Source organism: Gordonia sp. CNJ-863 (assembly GCF_001942325.1).
Lineage (GTDB): Bacteria > Actinomycetota > Actinomycetes > Mycobacteriales > Mycobacteriaceae > Gordonia > Gordonia alkanivorans.
The window spans coordinates 173197-199600 of record NZ_MKKG01000033.1; the positions used below are offsets into that span (position 1 = coordinate 173197).

27 protein-coding genes, 1 tRNA gene and 1 pseudogene are annotated in these 26404 nt (G+C 67.5%); 17 read left to right on the plus strand and 12 right to left on the minus strand.

Annotated features, from left to right (window positions below):
• The first annotated feature begins 63 nt into the window (after positions 1-63).
• The 3 genes from BJF87_RS16610 (at position 64) to BJF87_RS16620 (ending at position 1913) form a co-directional block, all read left to right on the plus strand.
• On the plus strand, positions 64-738 hold the full coding sequence (locus BJF87_RS16610; protein ID WP_006359002.1) for a hypothetical protein: 675 nt from the start codon (positions 64-66) through the stop codon (positions 736-738).
• Between the two features lie 155 nt (positions 739-893).
• Entirely contained in the window at positions 894-1325 is a 432-nt protein-coding gene (locus BJF87_RS16615; RefSeq protein WP_035754701.1) for an organic hydroperoxide resistance protein, read from the plus strand.
• Positions 1326-1439: 114 nt separating this feature from the next.
• Entirely contained in the window at positions 1440-1913 is a 474-nt protein-coding gene (locus BJF87_RS16620) for a Dps family protein (protein ID WP_006359004.1), read from the plus strand.
• Between the two features lie 102 nt (positions 1914-2015).
• Here BJF87_RS16620 and BJF87_RS16625 read toward each other — a convergent pair whose 3' ends face one another.
• Positions 2016-2543 carry a hypothetical protein gene (locus BJF87_RS16625; protein ID WP_035754768.1) on the minus strand — a complete coding sequence of 176 codons (528 nt, stop codon included), beginning with the start codon at positions 2541-2543 and terminating at the stop codon, positions 2016-2018.
• A gap of 208 nt (positions 2544-2751) precedes the next feature.
• Here BJF87_RS16625 and BJF87_RS16630 point away from each other — a divergent pair, with 208 nt between their 5' ends.
• The 3 genes from BJF87_RS16630 (at position 2752) to BJF87_RS16640 (ending at position 7085) form a co-directional block, all read left to right on the plus strand.
• Entirely contained in the window at positions 2752-4203 is a 1452-nt protein-coding gene (locus BJF87_RS16630) for a hypothetical protein (protein WP_035754703.1), read from the plus strand.
• A 65-nt stretch (positions 4204-4268) separates the two neighbouring features.
• The gene (locus BJF87_RS16635; RefSeq protein ID WP_006359007.1) at positions 4269-5627 is read left to right on the plus strand and encodes a DUF2252 domain-containing protein; all 1359 of its coding nucleotides are present in this window, start codon (positions 4269-4271) and stop codon (positions 5625-5627) included.
• 69 nt (positions 5628-5696) lie between these two features.
• Positions 5697-7085: a dipeptidase gene (locus tag BJF87_RS16640; RefSeq protein WP_035754705.1), complete on the plus strand. Its 1389-nt coding sequence runs from the start codon at positions 5697-5699 to the stop codon at positions 7083-7085.
• Here the strand turns inward: BJF87_RS16640 and BJF87_RS16645 are convergent.
• Positions 7082-8143 carry an acyl-CoA dehydrogenase family protein gene (locus BJF87_RS16645; protein ID WP_372512889.1) on the minus strand — a complete coding sequence of 354 codons (1062 nt, stop codon included), beginning with the start codon at positions 8141-8143 and terminating at the stop codon, positions 7082-7084. The two genes, BJF87_RS16640 and BJF87_RS16645, sit on opposite strands and share 4 nt — an antisense overlap.
• A gap of 195 nt (positions 8144-8338) precedes the next feature.
• Between BJF87_RS16645 and BJF87_RS16650 the strand changes: the two genes are divergently transcribed.
• Positions 8339-8794 (plus strand): AraC family transcriptional regulator, encoded by a 456-nt coding sequence (locus BJF87_RS16650; protein ID WP_035754710.1) that lies wholly within the window; start codon positions 8339-8341, stop codon positions 8792-8794.
• Positions 8795-8981: 187 nt separating this feature from the next.
• Positions 8982-10235, plus strand: a complete 1254-nt coding sequence (locus tag BJF87_RS16655) for a serine hydrolase (RefSeq protein WP_051405984.1) — start codon at positions 8982-8984, stop codon at positions 10233-10235.
• A 31-nt stretch (positions 10236-10266) separates the two neighbouring features.
• Here the strand turns inward: BJF87_RS16655 and BJF87_RS16660 are convergent, their stop codons facing one another.
• Positions 10267-10881, minus strand: a complete 615-nt coding sequence (locus BJF87_RS16660) for a lipocalin family protein (RefSeq protein ID WP_035754712.1) — start codon at positions 10879-10881, stop codon at positions 10267-10269.
• Positions 10882-11023: 142 nt separating this feature from the next.
• On the minus strand, positions 11024-11449 hold the full coding sequence (locus tag BJF87_RS16665; protein WP_035754714.1) for a hypothetical protein: 426 nt from the start codon (positions 11447-11449) through the stop codon (positions 11024-11026).
• A gap of 200 nt (positions 11450-11649) precedes the next feature.
• Here BJF87_RS16665 and BJF87_RS16670 point away from each other — a divergent pair.
• Positions 11650-11723, plus strand: a tRNA-Pro gene (locus tag BJF87_RS16670).
• 104 nt (positions 11724-11827) lie between these two features.
• On the opposite strand, the gene BJF87_RS16675 is transcribed toward BJF87_RS16670, so the two are convergent.
• The 4 genes from BJF87_RS16675 to BJF87_RS16690 form a co-directional block, all read right to left on the minus strand.
• A complete protein-coding gene (locus BJF87_RS16675; RefSeq protein ID WP_035754773.1) occupies positions 11828-12019 on the minus strand; it encodes a hypothetical protein in 192 nt (63 codons plus the stop codon).
• Between the two features lie 11 nt (positions 12020-12030).
• Positions 12031-12726: a haloacid dehalogenase type II gene (locus tag BJF87_RS16680; RefSeq protein WP_035754716.1), complete on the minus strand. Its 696-nt coding sequence runs from the start codon at positions 12724-12726 to the stop codon at positions 12031-12033.
• A gap of 34 nt (positions 12727-12760) precedes the next feature.
• Positions 12761-13756, minus strand: a complete 996-nt coding sequence (locus tag BJF87_RS16685; RefSeq protein ID WP_006359016.1) for a metallophosphoesterase — start codon at positions 13754-13756, stop codon at positions 12761-12763.
• Positions 13757-13838: 82 nt separating this feature from the next.
• A complete protein-coding gene (locus BJF87_RS16690; RefSeq protein ID WP_006359017.1) occupies positions 13839-16289 on the minus strand; it encodes a penicillin-binding protein in 2451 nt (816 codons plus the stop codon).
• A 339-nt stretch (positions 16290-16628) separates the two neighbouring features.
• On the opposite strand from BJF87_RS16690, the gene BJF87_RS16695 reads away from it, so the two are divergent.
• On the plus strand, positions 16629-16940 hold the full coding sequence (locus BJF87_RS16695; protein WP_035754718.1) for a WhiB family transcriptional regulator: 312 nt from the start codon (positions 16629-16631) through the stop codon (positions 16938-16940).
• A gap of 87 nt (positions 16941-17027) precedes the next feature.
• Here BJF87_RS16695 and BJF87_RS16700 read toward each other — a convergent pair whose 3' ends face one another.
• Both BJF87_RS16700 and BJF87_RS16705 read right to left on the minus strand, forming a co-directional pair.
• Complete coding sequence (locus tag BJF87_RS16700) at positions 17028-18122, minus strand: ArsA family ATPase (RefSeq protein ID WP_006359020.1); 1095 nt, start codon at positions 18120-18122, stop codon at positions 17028-17030.
• Positions 18122-19192, minus strand: a complete 1071-nt coding sequence (locus tag BJF87_RS16705; protein ID WP_006359021.1) for an ArsA-related P-loop ATPase — start codon at positions 19190-19192, stop codon at positions 18122-18124. Before BJF87_RS16705 ends, BJF87_RS16700 begins: the two co-directional genes overlap by 1 nt.
• Before the next feature lie 43 nt (positions 19193-19235).
• Between BJF87_RS16705 and BJF87_RS25885 the strand changes: the two genes are divergently transcribed.
• The 7 genes and pseudogenes from BJF87_RS25885 (at position 19236) to BJF87_RS16740 (ending at position 25039) form a co-directional block, all read left to right on the plus strand.
• Positions 19236-19400, plus strand: coding sequence for a DUF4177 domain-containing protein (locus tag BJF87_RS25885; RefSeq protein WP_004022081.1), 165 nt, complete (start codon positions 19236-19238; stop codon positions 19398-19400).
• Between the two features lie 2 nt (positions 19401-19402).
• Entirely contained in the window at positions 19403-19876 is a 474-nt protein-coding gene (locus BJF87_RS16715; protein ID WP_006359022.1) for a RidA family protein, read from the plus strand.
• A 7-nt stretch (positions 19877-19883) separates the two neighbouring features.
• Positions 19884-20644 (plus strand): annotated as a pseudogene (locus BJF87_RS16720) (TSUP family transporter).
• A 118-nt stretch (positions 20645-20762) separates the two neighbouring features.
• Entirely contained in the window at positions 20763-22322 is a 1560-nt protein-coding gene (locus BJF87_RS16725; RefSeq protein ID WP_006359024.1) for an MFS transporter, read from the plus strand.
• Between the two features lie 75 nt (positions 22323-22397).
• Positions 22398-23627 (plus strand): MFS transporter, encoded by a 1230-nt coding sequence (locus tag BJF87_RS16730; protein WP_230461942.1) that lies wholly within the window; start codon positions 22398-22400, stop codon positions 23625-23627.
• Between the two features lie 97 nt (positions 23628-23724).
• Positions 23725-24141, plus strand: a complete 417-nt coding sequence (locus BJF87_RS16735) for a DUF2628 domain-containing protein (RefSeq protein WP_006359026.1) — start codon at positions 23725-23727, stop codon at positions 24139-24141.
• Positions 24142-24217: 76 nt separating this feature from the next.
• Complete coding sequence (locus BJF87_RS16740; RefSeq protein ID WP_035754723.1) at positions 24218-25039, plus strand: MBL fold metallo-hydrolase; 822 nt, start codon at positions 24218-24220, stop codon at positions 25037-25039.
• A 139-nt stretch (positions 25040-25178) separates the two neighbouring features.
• On the opposite strand, the gene BJF87_RS16745 is transcribed toward BJF87_RS16740, so the two are convergent.
• Positions 25179-25853, minus strand: a complete 675-nt coding sequence (locus BJF87_RS16745; protein WP_005194565.1) for a Crp/Fnr family transcriptional regulator — start codon at positions 25851-25853, stop codon at positions 25179-25181.
• Between the two features lie 221 nt (positions 25854-26074).
• A complete protein-coding gene (locus BJF87_RS16750) occupies positions 26075-26335 on the minus strand; it encodes a hypothetical protein (protein ID WP_006359028.1) in 261 nt (86 codons plus the stop codon).
• Positions 26336-26404 lie beyond the last annotated feature (69 nt).

Here is a 26404-nt window from a genome sequence, read left to right on the forward strand (position 1 = left end):
GTCCGCCGGCATCGCTCCGGCGGGCCCTGTTCGTACCGGTGGCCCGGATGGCAGGATCGAAGGATGACCGATCCGCACGGGCCGGGGGACCCCCACGATCGGGACCCCGAACGCATCCCGACTCAGGCCGAACTCGACGCCGAAGATCTCGCCGAGTTGGAACGATCGTCGCGCGACCGCGACCAGGCGGCGCTCTACCCGCCGCGGCCGGCCGACCCGGGCAGCCCGCCCGCGGCCCTGGCACTCCACGCCCGCGTCGTCTGGTGGGGTGCGGCGGTCATCGGACTGGTCCTGGCGGTATACGGCTTCTTCAACTTGAGCACCATCACCGACGACCTGCGGCAGCGCCTCCTCGAGGGGGTCGTGACCGACCCGGCCAACTCCGCACCGGAGGACCAGGTCGAGACGCTCGCCGGATTCTTCCCGCCGTTCATGCTGGTCATGATCGTTGTGGTGCTGGTGATCGAGTACCTACTCCTCGTGGCCGCGGTGACCCACCACAGCCGCCACTGCCGCAACTTCTTCCTCGCTGCCGTGGTGGTCCACCTCCTCTGCATCCCGGTGGGCGTCGACCTCCTCTTCCGCTATCCCGACATCTCGTCGACGATGGTCGTCATCAGCTGGGTGCAGTTCGTACTGCTGGTGATCGCCGCCCTGCTCACCGCGCGCCGGTCGGTCAACATCTGGCTGCCGGAGTCGACCCGGATGAAGCCGACCCGCATGCTGCGCGGTCGCTGACAGGAGTGTCGTATCGCTGCCGACACTCCACGGCCGGTTTGTAACGCCCGCCACCAGGCGGTTTGGTCGGAATGAATACGGGTACAGGCCGGTTGGAAAGAACGTTGGTTCTACGCAGCTGAACATCCACCCACCTGAACCCAGGAGGATCTCCGATGGCAATCGAACCCGTGTACACCATTTCGTCCAAGGCATCCGGCGGAGGACGCGACGGTGAGGTGGTCTCGGCCTCGGGCCAGATCGACCTCGACCTCCAACCGCCGAAGGAGATGGGTGGCAGCGGCGACGGTTCCAACCCGGAGGAGCTCTTCTCGGCCGGCTACGCGGCGTGCTTCCTCGGAGCACTCCGAGCGACGTCTAAGGCGGCAGGAAGCCCGGTGCCCGACGACTCCACCGTCAACGTGACTGTCGGCATCGGCAAAGACCCCGCCGACGGTGGCTTCGGACTGACCGTGGCGATCGATGTCTCGATCCCCGGCGTCGACGAGGCGAAGGCACAGGAGCTGGCGAACAAGGCGCATGAGTTCTGCCCGTACTCCAAGGCCACCCGCGGCAACATCGAGCAGAAGGTCACCGTCACCGTCTGACGCGTCGCCCGCCACCAGAACCAGTCGTTTCTTCCATCCGACGGGGCGTAGAACTCAGTCCGACACAGCCCTGCGGTAGCACCCCAGATATGACAAGAAAGGACGCTCTTGATCATGACCACCCCCATCACCAGCACCCTCACCGACGAGCAGCAGTCCGTGGCCGGTAAGGCCCTGCAGGACACCCTGGTCGACCTCATCGACCTCACCCTGATCGCCAAGCAGGCCCACTGGAACGTCGTCGGCAAGCAGTTCCGGTCGGTGCATCTCGACCTCGACGAACTCGTCACCGTGGCCCGTGAGTTCACCGACGCCGCCGCCGAGCGCGCGACCGCCATCGGCGTCAGTCCGGACGGCCGTGCCGAGACCGTGGCCAAGACCGCCAACACCAAGGGCTTCGGCGAAGGCTGGACCAAGGACACCGAGGTCGTCGACGCCGTCGTGGCGAACCTGAAGGCGGTCATCGCCGGTCTCCGCGAGCGCATCGAGGTGACCGAGGAAGCCGACCCGGTGACGCAGGATCTGCTCATCTCGTTCGCGTCGAAACTCGAACAGCTGCACTGGATGTGGCAGGCGCAGTCCGCCTGACCAACCGGATGAGCCCTCAATCGGGGCCTCTCACAGCAACGGACCCCGCCACCGGCGGGGTCCATTGTATTCGACTGTCTCGGTGGCTCTTCGACGAAGGCGTCAGTCGCCCGCCGGCTCGCCGGTCTTCTTGTCGGCCACCTCGGCAGCGGGCGTGGACACGCCCGCGTCGTCGTCGGCGTAGGAATCGCGGAAGGAGACACGCGGGGTCGACGCCGAGTGGTACAGCGCGATGCCGGTGAAGACGAGTGCGGCCAGGATGAAGATCGCCGAGGCCGCGATCGTGACGATGTGGACCACGGTGGCGTACACGCCGTCCAGCGGCCCGACCGCGACTGCTCCCGCGGCGGCGAGGACTGCACCCAGCAGGGCCCAGGCCGCCGAGCGAATCCACGGCGCCACCACCGATGCGTAGAAGAGACGCTGATAGATGGTGAGCGAGAACTCGTCCACCGCTGCCAGTCGGACCTCGTCATCGCCTGCGAGCTCGCGCAGCTCGCGCGCCAGTGCTGTTTGTCGTTGCAGGGTTGTGGACTCCCGTTCGCGGTAGCGCACGAATGCAGCCGCACCGAACGCCGACGCGAGAAGACCCAACCCGACCATCACACCCCAATAGTCCACGGCACACACGCTACAACGCGGTCCGACACCGCTCGTGAACCAGGTCACATGCCCGCCGGTCGGTGCCGGTCACGACGGTGTGGGCCGAGGACGGGTGCTTGCCGGAGGTCGTAGGGACGTGCTGCCGCTGATACGTTGGGCGACCGTCTGCGCCAACGCTGGTCGAGACCCATCCGACCCCTGGTCGAGCGGAGCCGAGGACGGGAGGAATGCACTGGTGACGATTCGGATGATCGGGGCGTCGATCGTCTGCGTGATGGTTGGGCTCTTCATCAGCGCATCGGCGGGGCAGGCCGAAACCGACCGGGTCCTGGCGTTCGCCGACCCACGGCCGGGTGCCGCCGTTCTGACCGGCGCGGAACCGGATTCGGTCCTCGTCAGCCGCGAGTTCTACTCCCGATCCGACGAGGCGATCCTCCTCGGGCCGGGTGCCCTCGACGATCCCGAAACCCGGCAGCGCGTCGCAACGGCCGCCGGTGAAAAGCACGTCCCGGTGCTCACCGTGCGCCCGGAGACCGCGCACAGCGTCGATGAGGAGTTGCGGCGGCTCGGTGTCCAGCGGGCGGTCCGCGTCGGCGAGATCGACGGGCTCGACAACCGCAGGTCCATCGACCTCGAGGACCTGCGCGGCAACCTGCGCCCGAGCGCGGACGAGCCGATCGTGATGGTCGCCCGCGGTATCCCGATGGACGCGATGCTGACCGCCCGTTCTGCGGGGCGCGTCGTCGAGGTGCCCGTCCCCGACCCCAGGGCAGGTGCCGACGCCGTCGCTGCGGTGAGCGGCGCGTCGTCGGCGACCCCGATCCGCGCGGTCGGTCCCGGCTTCGGCGACGACGAGACGTTCGCGGCCCGTGTCGATCAGGCGCGTCGGACGCCGGAGCTCCCCGGCGGTGGGCAGATCGTGTTCCCGGGCCGTCGAATGGTCGCGCTGTACGGTTCGCCCGATGCGCCGGCGTTGGGTCCGCTCGGCCGGCAGGGCATCGAGGCGTCGATCGACCGCGTCCGGCGACTGGCCGCCGACTATCAGCAGGTCAGCGCCGAACCGGTGGTCCCGGCGTTCGAGATCATCGCGACCGTCGCGTCGTCGGAGCCGGGCGAGGGGTCCCGGTATACGAACATGATCGACCCGGAAGTGCTGCGGCCCTGGGTCGAGGCCGCCGGCCGCGCCGGGGTCTATGTGACCCTCGACCTCCAGCCCGGACGCATGGACTTCCTGGCGCAAGCCCAGCGGTATGCGGACCTCCTGGCGCTGCCGCACGTCGGGTTGGCGCTCGACCCGGAGTGGCGTCTCAAGCCGGATCAGGTGCACCTCACGCAGATCGGGTCCGTCGAGGCCGACGAGGTCAACCGCACGTCGGATTGGCTCGCGGGGCTGGTACGCGATCGGGGACTGCCGCAGAAGCTGTTCGTGCTCCACCAGTTCGACGCCGGCATGCTCGCCCAGCGGAAGAACATCGTCACCGATCGACCCGAACTGCAGGTGGTCCTGCACGCCGACGGGCACGGGACGCCGCCGGTGAAGATGGAGACCTGGCGCAGATTGCTACACGATCTCCCCGCGGGAGTGTGGATGGGCTGGAAGAATTTCTACACGGAGGACAAGCCGACGTTCTCGCCGGCGACGACCATGGCGGTCGCGCCGACACCCTGGTTCGTCTCGTACCAGTAGCGCCGGGAGGCCCACCTCCGGGCTCCGACCGGTGCCCGGGACACGCTCCACAGGGAGGAGCCCCGGTGACCACCACCCCCGCCGACCTGGCCGCCTGTCCGACGCGCGGCGAACGTGCCGACCCGCTGACGATCCTCGCCGCACAGGCGCGCAACCGCGTGCCCGAACTCATCCCCGTCCGGCACGCGCGGATGGCGGCGACACCGTTCACCTTCTATCGCGGCGCCGCCGCGGTCATGGCCGACGACCTGTCCCGGACCCCCGACACCGGCATCATCACCCAGCTGTGCGGGGATGCCCACCTCAGCAACCTCGGCCTGTTCTTCAGTCCGGAGCGTCGAATGGTGTTCGACCTCAACGACTTCGACGAGACCCACATCGGTCCCTTCGAATGGGACGTGAAACGACTGGCCGCGAGTTTCGCGATCGCGGGACGTGACAACGGGTTCGACGACACGACCAACCGCAAGATCGCCAAGACGGTGGCGAAGGCGTACCGCCGGACCATCAGACGGAGCGTCTCGATGACGACCCTCGAGTGCTGGTACGCCGGAATCGATGTCGAGTCCATGTTCGCGGATCTGGGCGATCGCCTGGACACCTCGATGACCGAGCGGACGCAGAAGGCATTACGCAAGGCCCGGCACCGCAACAGCGCGCAGGCCCTGGCCAAACTCTGCGAGATCGACCCGGATGGCAACGCGCACATCCGCAGTGAACCGCCCTTGTTGGTCCCCCTGACGGAACGCTTCACCGACGAGGACGCCGCCGTGGTCGAGGAACGGGTCCGTGAGCGCGTCGACAGTTACCGGGCGACACTGCCGTTGCATGTGCAGACCCTGCTTGCCCAGTTCTCGCTCGTCGACATTGCGTTCAAGGTCGTCGGTGTGGGCAGTGTCGGAACCCGCGCGTGGATCGTGCTGATGATGGGCAGAAATTTGGAGGACCCGCTCTTCCTGCAGGTCAAGGAGGCACAGCGGTCGGTCCTTGCCGATCATGTGCCGTCATCGGGTTTCGACAACCAGGGACAGCGCGTCGTCGAGGGCCAGCGGCTCCTGCAGGCAGCCAGCGATCTCTTCCTCGGCTGGTCGACGGGACTCGACGAGAACGGCGATCGCCGTGACTTCTACGTGCGCCAGCTCCGCGACGGCAAGGGGTCGGTCGTCGTCGAAGCGCTCGGACCCGATGCGATGAAACTCTATGCGCGCCTGTGCGGGATGGCACTCGGTCAGGCGCACGCCCGCACGTCGACGCGGTTCGACATCGCGCGGTATCTGTCCGAGACAGCGGGTTTCGCCGACGCGATGGCGGAGTTCTCGATCTCCTACGCTGATCTCAACGACGCCGACCACGTCCAGATGACGGCGGCGATCAACCGTGGCGAGCTGAGTGTGCACGACCTCGCCGCGGAGGGAAAGAGCTGACGCGTGCCCGGCTGTGGTACACAGACCGCAGGGCGAACCGACAGTGAGAGCCGACAGGGAGACGTGTGCATGGACGACGCGACATTGCGGGATCGGGTGCGGGAGTTGATGGCTCGCGCGAAGTCGGATCTGGCGGAGATGGTGCGGTTCCGGTCGGTCCACGACCCGCAGCAGTTCCCGCCGGAGGAATGCGACGGGATGGTCGACTGGCTGCTGACGGCCTTCCGTGAGCTGGGCGTCGACGATGTCGCCGCGCATGTGACCAGTGATGGTTCCAAGGCGGTCACCGGACAGATCCCGGGCCCCGAAGGCGCGCCGACGGTCCTGCTGTACTTCCACCACGACGTGCAACCTCCGCTGGGTGACGACGAATGGGATTCCCCGGTTTGGGAGCTGACCGAGCGCGACGGTCGCTGGTTCGGACGCGGAGCCGCCGACTGCAAGGGCAACATCGCCGTACACCTCACCGCGTTGCGTGCGCTCGCCGGCGACCTCGGCGTCACCGTGAAGATCATCGGCGAGGGGTCCGAGGAACAGGGGACCGGCGGACTCGAGCACTTCGCGGTCGAGAACCCCGACCTGTTGCGCGCCGACGCCATCCTGATCGCCGACTCCGGCAACTTCGCCGTCGGCAGACCGAGCCTCACCACGACGCTGCGCGGCATCGCCAACATCGACGTGTCGGTCGAAACCCTGGAATCGGCAATGCATTCCGGGATGTTCGGCGGAGCCGCACCCGATGCGCTCGCCGCCCTCATCTCGATGCTCGCCACCCTGCGCGACGAGCACGGCAACACCACGATCACCGGCCTCGAAGCCGACGCCGAGTGGCCCGGCGTGTCCTATCCACCCGAGCAGTTCCGTTCGGATGCAACGGTTCTCGACGGCGTCGAACTCGTGGGGTCCGGGTCGGTGTCGGACATGGTGTGGGCGCGGCCGGCGGCGACGGTGCTCGGTATCGACTGCCCACCGGTGGTCGGGTCCTCCGCGGCCGTCCAGCCGCGGGCACGGGCGCGCATCAACCTCCGCGTGCCCCCGGGAATGGACCCGACCTACGCCCAGGACGCGCTCATCGAACACCTCAAGGCGGTCACCCCGTGGAATGCGCGGGTGTCCTTCGAACGCGAGGCGGTGGGTTCGCCGTTCGTCGGCTCGACCTCCGGCCCGGCCTACGAGGCGCTCACCGACGCGCTGGCGACCGCCTACGGCAGCGAGGTGCTGATCCAGGGGCAGGGCGGGTCGATCCCCCTGTGCAACGTCCTGCAGAGCACCTTCCCGGACGCCGAGATCATGCTGTTCGGCGTCGAGGAGCCGCAGTGCCTCATCCACGCGCCGAACGAGAGCGTCGACCCGACCGAGATCGAGCGGATCGCGCTCGCCGAGGCTCTCTTCCTGCGTGATTACGCGACGCGCACGGCGCAGGCGCAGAAGTCGGACGCCACTACCGGCGAGGTCTAGCGGGGGTCGGGTGCGTCGGCGAACCGTCGGACGAGGAGGTCCTTCAGCTCGGGCCGGCTCGCCGCGACGAGGATGAACGAGGCCTCACGGAACAGGCGCTCCGCGTCGTTGCTGCGGCGCAGTGCCTCGCCGCCGCGCGCCGCGACCAGGGCGGCGACCGCGTCCAGGGCGAGTCGGGCGGCGTCGGCGCGGGCCGCCAGCAACGCCGCGGCGTCGTTCATCGCCGAGTCGAGGGTCACCCGTGCCTCGTCAGCGCGCTCGCGGAGTCGTCGTGCGGCCGGCGCCTGTCCCGCGACGTCGAGGAGTGCCGTGCAGCGTCGGACGAGTCCGAACGGCAGCGTGCCGTTGAGGCGTACGCCGACGTTCTGATTGGCGAAGAACTCGTCGAGCGTGACCCGGCTGACTACCCGGGCGTCGGGAACCGCGAGGCCGCCGACCTGCAGTGACACAGTCGCCGTCGCCGCCGCGGCCGTCAGCTCGACCGGGGATGCCCGGACGTCGGTCGAAAGGTCTGCGGTGGGCAGGATCGCGGCGATGACGTCGTCGGTCGCCGTGTCGCGGGCGGAGATCTGCAGGAGGTCGACGACACCCCAGCCGCTGACGAACGGGGCATGCCCGCTGAAGATCCAGCCGTCGTCGGTGCGGGTGGCGGTCATCCGGGGCGGAGTCGGCACGACGCCGGCGTAGGCGACCCCCGCCCGCAGTCGGCCGGAGACGGTCGGCTCGAGCAGTTCGTCACGTAGCGACGGGTTCGCGGTTCGCGACAGCGAGATGACGACACCGTGGTGCTGGAGCCAGGTGAACGCGGTTGACAGGCAACCGCTGACCAGTACCTCCAGGATCTCCGTGACCTCACCGAACTCGAGCCCGGGTCCGCCGGCCTCGACCGGGGCGGCGATTCCGTAGAGGCCGGCGTCGGCGAGCGCCCGCCAATGGGATGGGGGTACGACGCCGGTCCGGTCGACCTCGGCGGCGGCCGGGAACAGGACGTCGTCGGCGACGCGAAGCGCCGCTGCTCGCAGGGTGCTCCGGCGCATAACCGGGTCCTGGTTGCTCACGGCGTCCACATTACGTCGCAGGAGAAGTGGACGTCTGACCCACTCCCTGAGCGAAGTGGATAGGGAAAGTCCGCGTCCCGCAGCACAATCCCGTGACAAGGACCTGTCGATTTGGGACCAAAGGCCCAAGACCGGGGATCGGCCCGTCGGTAACCTCTGATGTGGGTTGGAGGAGACTTTCGTGAAAGGAATCAGGTGGGCCCAGGTCCCAATGGTGGTGACGGGCAAGTGATGGACATTGCGCCGGAACGTGTTTCGCCTAGCGAGCAGGTTTCTCGTGTCGGAGTGTCTGACTTGCGTACCAGTGAGCGGTATCTACGCGCCGCAGTCACCGACCTCATCGAGCGTAATTTCCGCGACCCCGATTTCAGTGTCGAGGTGGTCGCACGGCACCTTCACGTGAGTCGACGGCACCTCTACCGGGTCCTCGCCGGCAGCCCGACGTCGCTGGCCGAGATGATCGCCGACCGTCGTCTGGAGTGGGCGCGTCGCCTGCTGACGGGTCCGGGGAACCTGAAACTCGAAGCGGTGGCGCATGCTTCGGGCTTCGCCTCGACGGCGACGATGCGCAACCGCTTCCGCGCCAAGTTCGGTCTCACGCCCGACGAATTCCGGCGCACCGCACTGGCAGCCGACGCAGAAGCCAGTTAATTGATTTCGGCGCAAGCACTTTGGTGCTTGCGCCGAAATTGCGTAGCGGCATTCGGGGCCCATCGTGAGTCAATGCATCCCGGCTACCTGGTGCCGGAATTGTCGGGATTGGGCACGGTGACGTCTCTCGCGTGATACGACTACATCGCACGTCCGTCATGGAACGGGCCGATGGAAGGCGTACAGCGTGAAGAGCTTCCGATGTCGGCCGCCGGGACGGACGCGCGGCCGTGCACCGCTCGTCTCCATCGTCACGTGTGGCCTGGTCCTGTCCGGGTGCTCCTTCGATGGCTCGGCAACGGAATCGAATCCCGAACTCAAACAGGTCGATGTCGCAGCGATGAGCGCAACCCTCGACGACACGATCGAGGAACTCCTGGTACCCGGTGCCCTCGCGCTGATCCAGACCCCGGCAGGCACCTACACCGTCTCGGCCGGCACCACGACAATGGGCGATGACATCGCGCCCGCGGCCGCCGACCAGTTCCGGATCGGATCGGTCACCAAGACGATGACCGTCGCCGCAGTTCTACAGCTGATCCAGGAAGAGAAGATCGGCGTCAACGACCCGATCGACAAATCCGTCCTCGGCGTTCCCGAGGGTTCCGAGATCACCATCGCGCAGTTGATGAGCATGCGCAGTGGATTGCACAACTACCTCGACACAGACGGATTCCGTGCTGCCTTCGGATCGGATCCGACGAAGGTGTGGGCCCCGTCCGAGCTCCTGGCCCTCGGCTTTTCCCAGCCCTCGGGCTTCGCGCCGGGCACGCAGTTCGACTACTCCAACACCAACACCGTCCTGCTGGGCCTGGTCGTGGAGAAGGCGGAGGACAAGTCCCTCGCGCAGGTGTTCGCCGACCGGTTCTTCGGGCCTCTCGGCCTGACCCGTACCTCGCTTCCCGCCGCGACCGACACGACCCTCTCGGCGCCGTTCTCGCACGGATATCAGTATGGCCCGCTGCAGGTCTCGGACAAGCCGATGACGCCCGAGGAGACCGCGGCGGCGAGAGCCGGGTCCCTGCTACCCAACGATGTGACGGTGATGAGCCCCTCGTGGGCCTGGGCGGCCGGTGGCGTCGTCTCGACCGCCGACGACCTGATGACCTGGATCAAGGCGTTCGTCGGCGGAGATCTTCTCGACGACGCCAACCAGCAGCTGTGGTGGGACAGCATTCGGATCCAGCACGACGAGGATCCCCGGGTGTTCTACGGCTACGGGATCACCGAGGTCCGGTTCGGGGAGAACCGCCTCACCTATCACGAGGGCCAGCTCCCCGGTTTCAACACGATGGCGGTCCATGACGAGGCGAACGACGTCAGCATGGTCGTCTGGACCAATCTCTCAGTCACACAGGACGTCGACAATGCGTTCACCGTGATGGCGAGACTGCTACAGCACATCTACAACACCCCGGCGGACACACCACCAGCACGGTGAGGGGCCCGCCGACGGCCTATGGGACAGATCCTCAGATCGTGCAGAGCGGGGAGTAGTCGCTGCGGCCGCCGGTGGTCGGTGAGACGAGGAACGTGCACGGGTTGAATCCGACCTTCTCGATCTCCTTCGTCAGGCGACGCAGTTCGGCGTCGGTGACGACCTTGTCGCGGGAGAGCAGGAATCCCGAGGCGCGACTGGGATCGCCGACGATCGAGTACTTGTAGGGGCCGTTCGGGTTCTCGCCGTCCTCGATGTGGGCGATGATGTAGTTCGGCGCCCCGTTGGGGTTGATGCTCGCCGGCGTCTGCGGGAACCGAACACTCAGCTGGGCGTTCGACTTCGTGTCGACGACGGTGGCGCGGCCGAGCACTCCGCCCTTCATGCCCGTCGGTCCGGTGCACTGGTTGTCGACGCCGATGGTCTTCTCGTCGATCCGGGTGTAGAAGGCGTTGGTGTCCTTGGCGCAGGTGACTCCCCAGAACGAGGGAACTGTGGCGAGCTGCCACCACTTGCCGAGGTAGCGGTCGATGTCGACCTTCTCCACCGGGGCGAGGGGTGCGGCCTGTGCCGAACCGGTTCCGATGACGAACCCGAGACCGACGACGATGCCGGCCACGAGGGCTGCGAGGGTGCGTGTGACGCGCATGCTGTTTCCTTTCGTGGCCCGATCATCTCCGTCGAGCCCCAACGGGCTGTTGACCAGGGGTTCGGACCACAGCGGGTCACGGATGGGTCGTGGGCATCCTGCAGGCCTCGTCGGCCGGCGTCGTCGCTGGTTGAGCGGGAGATTACAGGTTGTAGGCGTTGTTCGGGTTCCAGGTGGAGACCGCCCAGATGACGATGAGGTCGAGGACGATGATCAGGATCGCCCACGCCGGGTAGTAGGGCAGCCACAGGAACTGGGCGATGATCGACAGCGAGGCGATCACGATGGCCGCGATGCGCGCCCAGTCAGCGCCGACCGCGAGACCACCGGCGATGAGGATGCCGATTATGCCGAGGATCAGGTGGATCCAGCCCCACGCGGTGAGGTCGAACTCGAAGACGTAGTTGCGGCCGACGACGAAGAGCTCGTCGTTGGCGATCGCCGAGATGCCCTGGAAGACCGAGACCAGGCCGGCGACGAACAGCAGGGCCGCGGCGACGATCGAGATCCCGAGGGCGAAGCCCTGCTTGGCGGACGAGTTCGCCTGCTGATCGGGGGAGGCGCTCATGATGGCGTCCTTTCGTGTGGGGTGAACGCCGGCGCCCAGTGATCCTGAGCGACGGCGCGGGGGGTTGTTGCGGGTGGACCTTAACCAAGAATGGGACGTCCGACCCGGATACCACAGCGTTTTGCTCACTTCGGGCACATCTTTGACCAGGCGATTTAGTACTCGGCGGGGGGCCGGTATAAGCTATCGCAGGCTACACACGGGGTGTGGCGCAGCTTGGTAGCGCGCTTCGTTCGGGACGAAGAGGTCGTGGGTTCGAATCCCGCCACCCCGACAGAGATCGACCACGGTCGGTCACCAAGATGTGTTGGTTGAGACACAAGCAGTGAGACCCCGGTCCGCAGAGATGCGGCCGGGGTTTCCTCGTTTTCCGGGTCCTCAGGCGTCCTGCTCGGAGGAGGTGCGACCGCCGACGTGCGCGACGATCGTCGGGTCGTCGCTGACGAACCGGTCGACCTCTTCACCGCCGTCGCAGCGCAGCAGACTCACCGTGATGCCCTCCGGGCCGCGGTGGACGACCCGCCAGCCGGCCCCGGAGTCCTCCCAGCGCCGCAGATCGTCGAGGGTCATGTCGGTGCCGCTCAGCAACCCAGCTGTCGGGCGAGGTCCAGCAGATCCGACGCGTGGAAATCGTTGTCGGGTGACCCGGAATCGTCCTTGGGTTCGCCGCCCCACTCGTCCGGACGCTCGATGAACGCGGTGCGCAGGCCGAAGGATCGTGCGGCGTCGAGGTCGGCTTGGTGCGTCGCGACCATCATCACCTCGTTCGGTTCGACCTCGAGGAGTTCGGCCAGGCCGCAGTAGGTCTCGCGCGCGGGTTTGTAATGCCGCCAGAGGTCGGAACCGCCGATGACGTCCCACGCGAAGTCGTCGTGCCGGGCCATGTCGGTCAGCAACGCCACGGTGCCGTTGCTCAGCGCGCACACGATGAAGTCCCGCTTGAGTCGACGAATCCCCTCGGCGGCGTCGGGCCAACCCGGGATGACCCGCCACGCACGTACGAGCGCGCGGCTCTGATCGGCGTCCAGCGTCACGTCGAAGGCCGCCGCGACCTCGTGGAGGGTGTCGGTCTGTAGATCGTCCAGACGGCGCCAGGGGAGCTCTCCGGCCTCGACGCGCGCGAGGATAGGTGAGTAGCGACGACGCCACTCGCGGGCGAAGTCGGCGGCGGCGACGTCAGGCACGGTGTGTGCGACGGCACCGGAGATCCCGGTGAACCAGTCGGTGACCGTCCCGAAGGTGTCGAACGCAAGGACCTTCACCCCGAGGGAGTTCACGAGTCGGCGCGCTCCCGGCGTGTTCGCTTGCCCGTCACAGGGTTTCGCGGGCCAGCTGCGGCAGCGACTGGTCGGCGTCGTAGTCGGCGTCGCCGTGCGAGACCGGGGTGAGGGTCAGCAGGCTGGCCTCCGGACGGCAGCAGAAACGTGCGGGCGCATACGGGGAGGTACCCAGACCGGCACTGACGTGCAGCTTCATCGACGACCCCCAGTTCGACGGCCCCTTCACCCGGGAACGGTCGATGTGGCAATTCGTGACGAGCGCGCCGAAGAACGGTAGGCACAGCTGCCCGCCGTGGGTGTGGCCGGCCATCACGAGGTCGTAGCCGTCGGCGGCGAAGCGGTCGAGAACCCGGGGCTCGGGTGAATGCGTGAGGCCCAGGCGCAGGTGTGCGAGCGGGTTGGGGCGTCCGGCGACGGTCTCGTAGCGATCCCGTTCGATGTGCGGATCGTCGACACCGGCCGCGACCACGCGCACGCCGCTGACCTCGAGCTCCCGCACGGTGTGCGTGGCATCGAGCCAGCCGCGCTCGGTGAACGCCGCCCGCAGGTCCTGCCAGGGGAGGGGTTCGCCGTGCGTGCGCTGGTGGTCTTTCCGGAAGTACTTGAACGGGTTCTTCGGCTTGGGGCCGAAGTAGTCGTTGGAGCCGAAGACGAACAGACCCGGCCGTGACAGGAGACCGCCGAGCGACTGGATCACCGCGGGCACCGCCTGCGGGTGCGCGAGGTTGTCCCCGGTGTTGACCACCAGGTCGGGTTCCAGCGCCTCGAGCTCGGAGATCCACGCCTGCTTGAGTCTCTGGCCCGGCATCATGTGCAGGTCGCTGATGTGCAGGACCCGCAGGGGAGAGGCGCCGGGCTCGAGGACCGACAGCGTCGTGTGCCGCAGGGCGAAGGCGTTGCGCTCGATGACGGTCGAGTAGACGAGGCCGGCGGCGGCCAGCCCCGCGGCGCCGACGAGTGCGCGCGAACCGACCCCGGAACCGGCCGAACCGAGGCGTGAGCGGAAGTCGAGTTCGGAGTGCTGCATCTGTTCAGAATACGCACCTCCGAGCGCATGCCCACCCCCTTCGGTGGGCCGCACGGGCGACCCACCTCAGAGATGGAGGCGCTCAGCCGGGCAGCTGGATGACGACAGGCCCGACGCCCGGAACCACCACGGTGGTCTCGGTGGGACCGTTGCCGCTGTCGCCGCCTGCCCGTCGACCGTTGCTCACGTAGATCGTCACGGTGCTGCCGGGCATCGCGGAATCCGACGGCGCGGTGAAGACGACCGTGCCCTTCGGGCGGCCGCTGTCGACCTCGAGCTCGTTGACCTTGAAACCGTCTCGCTGGAGCCGCGAGGTGGCCTCACTGGCGGTCAGGCCGCTGACCTGCGGAATTCGGCCGCGATCGCTGCCGCGCCAGTATTCGCGGTCGACCGGGGGCAGCCGGACCGGACCGAACTTCGTGGCCACCGGCTTGACCGCCTGGAACCACGTGCGTGCGGGTTCCATACCGCCGAACACGTTGCCGTCGTAACAGGACCGCAGCGGGCTGGTGCACACACCCTGCGGGTTGGGGCCGTCGCTGTAGACGTAGGCGGCACCCGCGATCTGGTTGGTGAACCCGACGAACGCCGACGACCGGTAGGCCTCGGTGGTGCCGGTCTTGCCCGACATCGGCAGCGTCCAGCCGGCCGAACCCGCAGCACCCGCAGCGGTACCCGCGCCCACGTCGTCCTTGCTCATGGTGATTGCGAGGGTGTCGGCGAGTCCCTTGTCGACGACCTGTTCACAGCCCGGCGAGTTGAAGGGGACCGAGGTGAGGGCACGCCGCCCGTCGGGTCCGATCACCGGGTTGCCGTACTGATCGCGCTTCACCCGGCTGATCGACTTGATCGGGTTGGGCGGGCACCAGACACCGCCGGAGGCGATCGTCGCGGCCACGTTGGCGAGCTCGAGCGCGTTGATGGGCAGCGGCCCCAGGGTGAACGAGCCGAAGTTCCCGTCCTTGACGTACTGGGCCATGCTCTTGTCGCCGTAACCCGACGAGCCGGGCACGGTGTAGGAACGCAGGCCGAGGCGGACGGCCATGTCGACGGCCGGCTTCACGCCTACCTGCTGCAGCAGCTTGACGAAGGCGGTGTTCGGCGACTGCGCGAGCGCATCGGTCACCGACATCGCCGCCGGGTAGCGCCCGGCGTTCTTGACGCAGTAGGAGTTCTCCGGACACCCGTTGGCGCCCGCGCTGTTTCCCATGCCCTCCACTGCGACGAACCCGGGCACCGGGATCGTCGACCCGGCGCCGAGGCCCTTCTCCAGCGCTGCGGCCACGGTGAAGATCTTGAACACCGAGCCCGCGCCGTCGCCGACCATGGAGAACGGCTGCGGCTGCATCGTCTCGCCGGCGGCGAGGTTCAGACCGTAGCGGCGGCTCGACGCCATCGACAGCACGTCATGGGACTTGTCCCCGGGCCGGATCGTGCTCATCACGTCGGCGACGCCGTCGGCGGTGGGGCTGGCCTGGGCCTTGGCCGCGCGATCCGTCGAGCGTTGTACCTCGGGATCGAGGGTGGTCTGGATGACGTAGCCGCCCCGCAGCACGGAGTTGCGCGACATCCCGTTCTCGGCGAGGAACTGCAACGCGTAGTCGCAGAAGAAGCCTTCGCTGTCGGCGGCGATGCAGCCCTGCGTCGGCGTTCGCGGACGCGGCAGCACGCCCAGCGGCTTCTCCTTGGCCGCGACCAGCTCGGCGCGTCGTTCCGGGAAGTTGTCGATCATCGTGTCCAGCACGAGGTTCCGGCGGGTCAGCGTGCCCTCGGCGTTGCTGTAGGGGTTGAGCGCCGAACTGGACTGGACCATGCCCGCCAGCATGGCGGCCTGCTCGACCTGGAGATCCTTTGCCGGGATGCCGAAGTAGGTCTGCGCGGCGGCTTCGATGCCGTAGGCGTTGTTGCCGAAGGGGACGACGTTCAGGTAGCGGGTGACGATCTGCTTCTTCGCCTCCTGCTTGGCGGCGGCGTCGTCGAGGCCCTTGTCGCGCTTGGCCTGGTCGATGAGGGTCTGCTCGAGCGTGAGCGCCATGCGCACCTCGCGCAGCTTGCGTGCGGGGGTCGTCTCGACCGCGGCCTGGCGATCGGCCTCGGTGCGGGCCAGGACGAGCAGTTGATAGTTCTTGATGTACTGCTGGTCGAGCGTCGACGCGCCCTGCTGGACCTCGCCCGACGACGAGTTCTTCAGCGCGGCGCGGATCGTGCCCTTCCAGTCGACGCCGTCGTGCTCAAGGAAGCGCCGGTCCTCGACGGAGATGATCGCGCGGATCATGTCGGGCGAGATGTCGTTGTATCCGACCTGGTAGCGGTACTGGTCGAACAGCACCGCGATCGGCTTCCCGTTGACGTCGGTCATGGTGGTGACCTCCGGCAACGTGCCGTTCAGGAGTTCGGAGGAGACGTTCTCGACTGCCGCTGCCGCCCGGTTGGAGACGACGCCGACCCCACTGGCCACCGGGTAGAGAAGGCCCGCGACGAGAATGCCGGCCAGCAGGCTCGCCCAGGCCAGTGACCACAGCTTCTTCGACATCACCCCGACAGGATACGTGCGATCGGCCGGAACATCGCCCAGCCTCGCCCTCGGGATCCGTGGGGGACCGTTGTGCCTGGACACGATCCGACACCGGGTCGGCGCGACCCCGACCGCGCGTCGGCGCTACCCCGACCGCGCGTCAGCGCAACCCTCCGATCGGATGAGTTTGCACGGTGGTCCCACTTTGTTGCGCTCCAGGGGTTGCGCACACAAGCACAGATCCCTAGATTGAGTGCAGAATGTGACTCACTTAACAGTGAGTTGTAAATGTGGTCTGAGCAGCGAGTTGAGTCCCGAGCTCGGGGCTATGCGGAACACGACAAGTAGGGGTGGCGGATGGCGACAGCGGCAGTTTCTACCGGAGAAGATCGCTTGGCCTGGGTGGCCAAGGCACGATGCCGAGGCGGAGACCCGGACGATCTGTTCGTGAGAGGAGCAGCTCAGCGCAAGGCCGCGACCATCTGTCGGCACTGCCCGGTACAGCTCGAATGCGGTGCAGACGCCCTCGACAACCGCGTCGAATTCGGTGTGTGGGGTGGCCTGACCGAGCGTCAGCGTCGCGCTCTCCTGCGCCAGCACCCCGAGGTGACCTCGTGGTCGGCGTTCTTCGAAGCCCAGCGACGTCGCCAGCGCGCCGACGCGGTCTGATCACCGAGACCTCTTCAGCCAAGGCAATTCGGCTCGACCGGCAGATGCCGGCCGAGCCGAATTGTCGTTGGTCGATGATGAGGGAATTCAGCCCCGTCCGGTGATCTGCTCCGCCACGGCGCGGAGGGCGGTCACATCCGCGACCTCGAACGGCAGTGCCGGGACCCCGACGATCGGCACCCGCGGATGCGCAGCCGTGAACCGCTGCAGCAGATGGAGTTCGCGCTTTCCGGTGGCGGCGCGATCGGCGTGGATCTGCAACACCCCGCGAGTCAGGTCGTCGGTGACCGACTCGAGCGCCACCAGTGCGGCCTCCTCGTGGATAGAGGTGAGATTCGGGTGGGTCCGGTTGAGGATCAGACCCGCGAGCGGCATCGTCTCCTCCGACAGCCGGTCGACGAAGAACGCGGCCTCACGCAGGGCGTCGGCCTCGGCCGCCGCCACCACAGCGAACTGGGTGCCCGGCTGCTTCAGCAGTTCGTAGGTCTTCAGCGCCCGATCCTGGAAGCCGCCGAACATCGAGTCGAGGGACTGCACGAACATCGCGACGTCGCGCAGCATGTCGCCGCCGATGATGGTGGAGACGCCGCGCATCGCCAGGCTCATCGCGCCGGTGACCATGCGGCCCACGCCGCGTCCGCCGCCGACCAGCACCTTCATCAGACGGCCCGACAGGAACGAGCCGAGGCGCTGCGGGGCGTCGAGGAAGTCCAGTGCGTTCCGGGACGGCGGGGTGTCGACGACGATGAGGTCCCAGTGGTCCCGCTCGAGCAACTTGCCGAGTTTCTCCATCGCCATGTACTCCTGCGTGCCGGAGAACGACGACGCGACCGTCTGATAGAAGGCGTTCTCCATGATCGCCTCGGCGCGTTCCGGAGTGGAGTACTCGAGCACCATCTCGTCGAAGGTGCGGCGCATGTCCAGCATCATCGCGTCGAGCGTGCCCTTGCCCTCGATCGGCACGGGCTGCGGCTCGTTGGTGAGCTCGGACATCCCGAGCGACTGGGCGAGCCGCTTGGCCGGGTCGATGGTGAGGACCGCGACCGTGCGCCCCTGCTCGGCCGCGTACATCGCCATGGCGGCCGCGGTCGTGGTCTTGCCGACGCCGCCGGCGCCACAGCAGATGACGACGCGGGTCGCGGGGTCGGTCAGCACCGCCCCCATCTTTAGATCGAGTGGCATCACGCACCCGCTTTCTGGAGAAGGTTGGCCAGCTCGTAGATGGAACCGAGATCGACGCCGTCGCCGAGGGACGGCATTTCGAGCGTCGGCAGTTCAACCTCGTCGAGCTGCGCCTTCGCGATCTGCTGCGCCTGCAGGCGGGTCGCGTGTTCGATCGTCTCGGTGAGCAGGCCGGACAGATCGCCGTCGGCGAGCTTCACACCGGCGGCCTTCAGGTTCTCCTCGATGCGCCCGGCATCGATCTGGCCCTCGGCGATCTCGTCGATCGCGTCGGCGGGCAGGTGCGGGGCACTGACCCGGTTGATGATGAGGCTGCCGAGGTTGAGGTTCTTGCCGCGCAGCTCGTCGATCGCCTCGATGGTCTCCTGGATCGGCATCGCCTCGAGCAGCGTCACCAGATGGACGACGGTCTCCTCCGAATGCAGCAGGCGGACGACGCCCTCGCTCTGATTGCGGATCGGACCGGTCTTGGCGAGGTCGGCCATCGCCTGGGTGACGTCGAGGAAGTTGCCGATCCGGCCGGTCGGCGGTGCGTCGACGACCACCGCGTCGTACACGCGGTCACCCTGCTTGTCGGTGTGGATGATGCGCTCTTTGATCTTGCCGGTGAGCAGCACATCGCGCAGACCCGGTGCCACCGTGGTCACGAAGTCGATGGCGCCGATGCGCTTCATCGCCCGGCCCGCGAAGCCGAGGTTGTAGAACATGTCGAGGTATTCGAGCAGTGCATGTTCGATGTCGATGGCGAGCGCCGACACCTCGCCGCCGCCCTCGGCGGTCGCGATCTTGGTGTCGGTCGGCGGCAGCGGCGGGATGTCGAAGAGCTGCGCGATGCCCTGCCGACCCTCGGTCTCCACGAGGAGGACCTTTTTGCCGTCGGCGGCCAGCGCGAGTGCCAGCGCCGCCGCGATCGTCGTCTTACCTGTTCCGCCCTTGCCCGACACGAAGTGCAACCGGGCGCGCGATGCCGCGTCCGGCCACTCGTTGTCGACAGTGACTGAAGACTTGTCTGTCACGCCGGAATCGAGACCTTCCCCCGCCCCGGAACGTGCGCCCTGTTCATTGGCCACCGCAACACCTTATCCATTGATCGTCGGCAGTTAGGGTGAGTCCATGAGTGAAGTGACTGCGTGGGAATACGTGACGGTGCCGCTGCTGACGCACGCAACCAAACAGATCCTCGATCAGTGGGGTGCCGACGGCTGGGAACTGGTGTCGGTGCTGCCCGGCCCGACCGGGGAGCAGCACGTCGCCTACCTGAAGCGACCGAAGGGCTGAGCATGGCTGCGACCTGGACAGATCGACTCGCCGAACTCGGCATCGCGCTGCCCGACGTGGTGCCGCCGGTGGCCAGCTACACGCCGGCCGTGCGGACCGGAAACCTCGTCTACACGTCGGGCCAGCTCCCGATCGTCGACGGCGAACTCTCGGTACACGGCAAGGTGCACGAAGGTGCCGAGGGCGTCGTCCGGCCGGATGAGGCCACCGACGCGGCACGGGTCTGCGCACTGAACGCGCTCGCCGCGGTGCACGCGCTGGTCGGCATCGACTCGGTCGTGCGCATCGTCAAGGTGGTCGGCTTCGTGGCGTCCGCCCCGGGCTTCACCGGGCAGCCGAAGGTCATCAACGGTGCGTCGGACGTGCTGGGCGAGATCTTCGGGGACGCGGGCGTGCACGCCCGTTCGGCCGTCGGGGTCGCCGAGTTGCCGCTGGGTGCACCCGTCGAGGTGGAACTGATCGTCGAAGTGGCCTGACGTCTCCTTGGACGTCGCGCTACTGATCGTCGCGGCCGCCGCTGCCGGCTGGGTCGACGCCGTGGTCGGCGGCGGGGGACTTGTGTTGATCCCCGCGATGCTGATCGCGCAACCCGGCCTGCCGACGGCGACGGCTCTCGGCACCAACAAACTCGCCGCCGTCTTCGGTACCGCGTCGGCCGCGTGGCGCTACGTGCGGCATGTACGCATCGACCTGCACAGGCTCGTGCCGGTGTTCGTCGCCGCGCTCGTGTTCTCGGCTCTCGGCGCGCTGGTGGCGATCTCGCTGCCGACGGAGATCTTCACGCCGATCGTGCTGGTGATGCTCGTCGCGTCGGGTTGTTCGTCGCGCTGAACCCCGGTTTCGGGGGTGACGCGTCTGCGGGACCGCGTTCGCGGCTGTCCACGCTCGCCGGTCTGGTGCTCGCCGGTGTCGTCATCGCGTTCTACGACGGGGTCATGGGGCCCGGTACCGGGACCTTCCTCATCATCAGCCTCACCGCGCTGGTCGGGACGTCGTTCCTGGAGAGTTCGGCCATGGCCAAGGTGATCAACACCGGCACCAACCTCGGCGCGCTGACGGTGTTCGGACTCCAGGGGAATGTGCTGTGGCTCTTGGGCCTCGGGCTCGCGGCGGCCAACATCGTCGGCGCCCAGATCGGCTCGCACATGGCCATCGGACGCGGCAGTTCCTTCGTCCGGTGGGTCCTGCTCGCCGTCGTCGTGGTGATGGTCGGGAAGCTCGGGTACGACCTGATCACGGACTGATCCGCCGACCGGACGACCGAACGCCGACCCGGGGGCCGCCCGCGGACCTATCCTCGGTATCGGGTCGGTCGCATGCGTCACCCGATGCTTCGCCGGCCGGCCGGCGAGGCGGTGCGGAATGACCGATGCCACGGTTCCCGGTACCGCCGCGCCGCTGTCGGGAAAGCAACGGGTCCTCGCGCTCCTGCTCGCGATGGCGATGTTCGTGCTGGTCGTCGACACGTCGGTCATGAACGTCTCGATCTCGGCCGTCGTCCGAGACCTGGGGACGACCGTCAGCGGGGTGCAGTCGGCGATCGCGCTCGAAGCCCTGGTGTCAGCGGCGTTCATCCTGATCGGCGGCAAGATCGGCGATCTCATCGGCCGGCGCCGCGCGTACGTCCTCGGTCTGCTCGGCTACGCCGTCGGCGCGATGGCGATGGTGTTCGCCCAGGGACTGACGACCGTCATCGTCTTCTGGGCCATCATCGGCGGAATCGGGGCGTCTCTCCTGTTGCCCGCGATGCAGTCCCTTGTTCACGGGAACTTTGCCGGGGACGACCAGAAGCGGGTCTACGCCCTCGTCGGCGCGGCTGCGGCGATCGCGGCGGCGGTCGGCCCGCTGCTCGGCGGATTCGTCACGACCTACCTCTCCTGGCGACTCGCGTTCCTGAGCGAGGTCGTCATCATCGCGATCGTGTTGTGCGGCATCGGACTCGTCCGCGATGTCGAGTTCACCGGACCGCGCGGCGTCGACCTCGTCGGCGCCCTGCTCTCGGTGATCGGCATGGGTGGCATCGTTCTCGGAATCCTGGTGTGGCAGGAGGGAGGGGAATCCGTAGGTGCACTGCTGGTGGTCGGGGCCGCCGCGCTCGCGGGTCTGACCTGGTGGCTGATCCGGCGGCGGCGAGCCGGTCGGCCCACCCTGCTCGACCCGGAACTGTTCCGCTCCAAGCCGTTCCGGATCGGGGTGAGTCAACAACTGCTCCAGCAGATCGCCCTGGGCGGCATCATGATCGCGCTGCCGATCTATCTGCAGATGGTCCTCGAATACGACGCGATGCAGGCCGGCCTGTCATTGGCGCCCTTGTCGCTCAGCATGTTCGCGGTGGCGCTGCTCGCCGGCCGGAAGGCGGGCGAGCGGCCCGCGTCGACCATCGTCCTCCTCGGCTTCGCGCTTCTCACCGCGGGTATCGCCGTGCTGATCCCGATCGTGCCCCGCGCCGAATTCGGTTGGGGACTGATCATCCCGCTCCTGGTGGCCGGATCCGGGCTGGGACTGCTCGTCTCCCAACTCAACGACTACACGCTGGGGCCGATGAGCGAAGAACGGGTGAGCGAGGCGGCCGGGACGAACTCCGCCGCCGGCTCGTTCGGACTCTCCTTCGGCCTGGCCTGTGCGGGTGCGGTCCTGCTGGCGTCTCTCGCGTTCGGGTTCACCGCCGAGTCGGAATCGAGCACCGTTCTGGAACCTGCTGAGCAGCAACGTGTCGCGCAGGTGCTCGACGACGACGCGCAGGTCATGAGCAACTCCCGACTGTCAGAGCTGCTCGCCGGACAACCACCGGAAGTCCGCGCCGAGATCATCCGGATCAACACCGACGTCCGTCCGGTGGCGTTGCAGGTGGCACTGGTGATCCCGCTGGCCGCGGGTGCACTCGGGACCCTGAACGCGTTGCGCATGCGGCGCACGGGTTGAGATGACGTGGCGGTGTCGCGCCGGAACGTCGATGCTGTGGGGGTGAACGCCCCGAGTGAATCCGTCGCCGAACCGATGCACGCCGCGATCCAGCGGCGTACCGTCGTCCTGCTGTGCCTGGTCCAGGTCCTGGGTGGCGTGTCCATGGGCGGGGCACTGGCACTCGGCGCGATCCTCGGTGAGGAACTGTCCGGGACCGAGTCGCTGGCCGGATTGCCGGCCACGGTGCTGACTCTCGGTGCCGCGGCGGCCGGTCTGCCGCTCGCCGCGCTGGCATCGGCGCGGGGGCGGCGACCTGCGCTCACCACCGGTCTGCTCGTGGCCGCCACGGGTGCCCTGATCGTGGCCTTCGGCGTGGATCAGGGCCGGTTCCTGCTGATGCTCGCCGGAATGATCGCACTTGGTTCGGGCACCGCGGTCAGCCTCCAGGCGCGTTTCGCGGCAACGGATCTGGCCGCACCGGAGACCCGCGGACGAGACCTGTCGCTGGTGGTGTGGATGACGATGGTCGGCGCCGTCGTCGGCCCCGCGTTGGTGCCGCTGGGGGCGACGGTCGCGGGATGGGTCGGGATGGCCGACATGGCAGGTCCGTTCCTGCTGGGTGCCGTCGGATGCTTGTGTGCCGCAGCAGTACTCCTCGTCGGGCTGCGGCCCGACCCGCTGATCGAGGCCAATCGTGGGACTCCGAAGTCGACGTCGAGACCGTCTCTGGCGGATGGGTTCTCGGCGATCGTGCAATCCCCCTCCGCCCGAGCTGCGTTGGCGGCGGTGGTCTCGGCACACGCGCTGATGGTCGGGGTGATGGCTCTGACGCCCGTCCACACGCACCACGGTGGCGCGTCGGTGACTCTCGTGGGGTTGTCGATCAGCGCTCACATCGCCGGGATGTACGCGCTCTCGCCGGTCATGGGCGTCCTCGCCGACCGTGCGGGACGCGTGCCGGTGATACTCGGTGGCCAGGCGGTGCTCGTGGTCAGTTGTGTCCTCGGGTTCGTCTTCGTCGACTCGCAAGCCGGCCTGGTCGCCGCGCTGGTCGTGCTGGGCATCGGATGGTCGGCGTCCACGGTTGCCGCGTCGACGCTGCTGACCGATGCCGTCGACGTGACGAGACGCGCTGCTGCACAGGGGGTCTCGGACACGTCGATGAGTCTCGCGGGTGCCGGGGCGGGCGCGCTCGCCGGGGTCGTGGTGGGAGCTTTCGGCTACGCGACTCTCGTCCTCGGTGCCGGGACGATCGCTGTCGTCACCGCGGTATACGTCGTCGTCGACGGTGCGCGCGGGCGACGACAGGCGGCGATGGCCTAGAGTTCGAGCGACGGCAGTGCCGAGGGCGTGAACGAGGCGGCCGATGAGTAGTCCGTGAAAGGTACCCCGGTCGTCGGGGGTCGAGGAACAGGAAAAGATGACCTTCTCCGAACAGCCCATCCGTGATCAGGCCGTACCGCCGAGCTGGCACAGCCGGTTCGCCTTCTACGACGCCTACGGACCGCCCGCCGACCCGCCCGCCCGAGAGGCGATGAAGCGGCTGTCATTCGGGCAGCGCGCGCGGCTCGCGTTCAATCCACTGGCGTTCTTCTTCGGACCGATCTACTTCGCCGTGAAGGGTATGTGGCGCAAGGGTCTGATGCTGTTCGCACTGACGCTCGTGTTCAACTTCGTGCTGTTGACCCTGAATGTCCCGAGCAGCTTCGACCTGGCCATCGCGTGTGGTGTCGGTGCGCTGTACGCGACGACCGCGAACTACGCGTGGTACCTGCACGTCCGGAACGACAACCGGTCGTGGAACGTCTTCGAGGGCATGGGGCGCAGTAAGAGCTGACCGCGGATCGACTCACCGTGGTCGGATGCGCGGAGCAGTGTGTCCCGGGTCGCCGGCAATGGATAGGCTCGGAGTCATGAGCGACTCCGACGATGCCGTTCCCCCACACCCCGCCTACGGGGTGCTGCGGGAGGTCACGCCCTTCGCCTCGGTTCTGTTGTGCGACAACTCGGGGATGATGGAACTCGACGGCACCAACACCTACGTGTTGCGGGCGCCGGGCAGTGACGAGTGCGTCGTCGTCGACCCCGGCCCGCCGAAATACAAGCACCACGCACGACGCCTCGCCGAACTGCCCGGGGTCGCACTGACCCTCATCACCCACCGGCATTTCGACCACACCGGTGGGGTCAAGCGTCTCCACCAGCGCACCGGTGCGCCCGTGCGTGCGCGTCTCGACAAGTTCTGCCGGAACGCCGAACCCCTACGCGACCGCGAGGTCATCGAGATCGCGGGGCTGCGGATCACCGTGCTGCACACACCCGGACACACCGGCGACTCGGTGAGCTTCCTCGTCGAGCACGACGACCAGCGCGCGGTGCTGACCGGAGACACCATCCTGGGAAGTGGCACGACCGTACTGGACCCCAGCGACGGTGGGCTGCGCGACTACCTGAACTCCCTCAACCGGCTGATCGTCGAAGGTGACGGTGCGGCACTGCTTCCCGCACACGGCCCCGATCATCCCGATCTCGTGCCGGTCGCCCGGTTCTACAAGGCCCACCGCGAGGAGCGGATCGACCAGATCGTGGCCGCCCTCGACGACATGGGCGTGTCTCCCCACGAGGCGAAGCCGATGAAGGTGGTGCGCCGGGTCTACTCCGACGTCGACAAGAAGCTCTGGCCGGCCGCGCGGATGTCGGTGAAGGCGCAGCTGGAGTATCTGCGGCACGCCTGACCCTATCTAGGCTCGCTCCGCTCGCACCTCAGTAGGCGAGTATGGGTCGAGAAGTGCGAGAGCCGCTCGTCCCTGAGGAACGAGCGGCTCTCGTCGTACTAGCTCCCTGAGGAACGAGCGAAGCGAGTGTCACGAAGGGTCAGCGTGCGCGGCGCGCCAGACGCTCGGAGTCGGCGATCAGGACGCTCTTGCCCTCGAGGCGCAGCCAGCCGCGCTGGGCGAAGTCGGCGAGTGCCTTGTTCACGGTCTCGCGCGAGGCGCCGACCAGCTGGGCGATCTCTTCCTGGGTCAGGTCGTGGGTGACGCGCAGGGCGCCGCCCTCCTGGGTGCCGAAACGCTGCGCGAGCTGCAGGAGCTGCTTCGCGACGCGACCGGGCACGTCGGTGAAGATCAGGTCGGCGAGGTTGTTGTTGGTGCGGCGCAGACGACGCGCGAGCACGCGGAGCAACTGCTCCGCGATCTCGGGACGGTCCTTGATCCACGCGCGCAGGGCGTCACGGTCCATCGACACCGCGCGGACCTCGGTCACCGTCGTCGCCGACGAGGTACGGGGGCCCGGGTCGAAGATGGAGAGCTCGCCGAACATGTCCGACGGTCCCATGATCGTCAGCAGGTTCTCGCGACCGTCCGGGGAGCGACGGCCGACCTTCACCTTGCCGGACATGATGATGTAGAGCCGGTCACCGGGCTCGCCTTCATGGAAGATGACGTGTCCACGAGGGAAGTCAACGGGCTGAAGCTGCTTGGTCAGCGCCGCGACGGCAGAAGGCTCGACACCTTGAAATATGCCTGCCCGCGCCAGTACTTCTTCCACCTAGGGAACCTTTCTCGAAATCTTTGCTACAGCCACGTGTGAGATCGCGCCCTTGGATACGCTACCCCGCGAACCAGCATAGGTGTTGAATGGGTCACTGACGGCGCATTACGGGTGTGTCTGACGGACTAGATGCGGCGATTCGACGATCATCGGCCGCCGATGGGCTGTCGACACCGAGAAAGAGGCGTCGGGAACGGTGTGCGCTTGCTGCTCGCGGATCAGCTGGCCCGCTGCGGCGAGGCGGCGTGCTCGGCGGATGCCGGATCGTGGTCGAAGCGATGGAACCGCAACTCGTGCAGTTCGGCGGGCGCGGAACCGTGCGGCGGCTTGCCGGCGTTCTGGGACCCCGTGCGGTCGATGAATTCGTCGACCTCGTCGTTCGAGACGGACACGCGGTCGACCCGGGCCTGCAACTTGTCCATGCCCATGGCGAAGAGCATGAGTACAGCCGGGAACAGCAGTGCTGCGAGACCATGCATGGGGACAAGTAAACACAATCGACCCCGCAGAATCCTCATCGGACAAGGCGACGTCACTGACTTGTTACC

Coding starts and splice junctions, on each gene's coding strand:
- BJF87_RS16610 (WP_006359002.1), top strand. CDS start 64: ATGACCGATCCGCACGGGCCGGGGGACCCCCACGATCGGGACCCCGAA.
- BJF87_RS16615 (WP_035754701.1), top strand. CDS start 894: ATGGCAATCGAACCCGTGTACACCATTTCGTCCAAGGCATCCGGCGGA.
- BJF87_RS16620 (WP_006359004.1), top strand. CDS start 1,440: ATGACCACCCCCATCACCAGCACCCTCACCGACGAGCAGCAGTCCGTG.
- BJF87_RS16640 (WP_035754705.1), top strand. CDS start 5,697: ATGGACGACGCGACATTGCGGGATCGGGTGCGGGAGTTGATGGCTCGC.
- BJF87_RS16660 (WP_035754712.1), bottom strand. CDS start 10,881: ATGCGCGTCACACGCACCCTCGCAGCCCTCGTGGCCGGCATCGTCGTC.
- BJF87_RS16665 (WP_035754714.1), bottom strand. CDS start 11,449: ATGAGCGCCTCCCCCGATCAGCAGGCGAACTCGTCCGCCAAGCAGGGC.
- BJF87_RS16675 (WP_035754773.1), bottom strand. CDS start 12,019: ATGACCCTCGACGATCTGCGGCGCTGGGAGGACTCCGGGGCCGGCTGG.
- BJF87_RS16685 (WP_006359016.1), bottom strand. CDS start 13,756: ATGCAGCACTCCGAACTCGACTTCCGCTCACGCCTCGGTTCGGCCGGT.
- BJF87_RS16690 (WP_006359017.1), bottom strand. CDS start 16,289: ATGTCGAAGAAGCTGTGGTCACTGGCCTGGGCGAGCCTGCTGGCCGGC.
- BJF87_RS16695 (WP_035754718.1), top strand. CDS start 16,629: ATGGCGACAGCGGCAGTTTCTACCGGAGAAGATCGCTTGGCCTGGGTG.
- BJF87_RS16700 (WP_006359020.1), bottom strand. CDS start 18,122: ATGCCACTCGATCTAAAGATGGGGGCGGTGCTGACCGACCCCGCGACC.
- BJF87_RS25885 (WP_004022081.1), top strand. CDS start 19,236: ATGAGTGAAGTGACTGCGTGGGAATACGTGACGGTGCCGCTGCTGACG.
- BJF87_RS16715 (WP_006359022.1), top strand. CDS start 19,403: ATGGCTGCGACCTGGACAGATCGACTCGCCGAACTCGGCATCGCGCTG.
- BJF87_RS16725 (WP_006359024.1), top strand. CDS start 20,763: ATGACCGATGCCACGGTTCCCGGTACCGCCGCGCCGCTGTCGGGAAAG.
- BJF87_RS16730 (WP_230461942.1), top strand. CDS start 22,398: ATGCACGCCGCGATCCAGCGGCGTACCGTCGTCCTGCTGTGCCTGGTC.
- BJF87_RS16735 (WP_006359026.1), top strand. CDS start 23,725: ATGACCTTCTCCGAACAGCCCATCCGTGATCAGGCCGTACCGCCGAGC.
- BJF87_RS16740 (WP_035754723.1), top strand. CDS start 24,218: ATGAGCGACTCCGACGATGCCGTTCCCCCACACCCCGCCTACGGGGTG.
- BJF87_RS16750 (WP_006359028.1), bottom strand. CDS start 26,335: ATGCATGGTCTCGCAGCACTGCTGTTCCCGGCTGTACTCATGCTCTTC.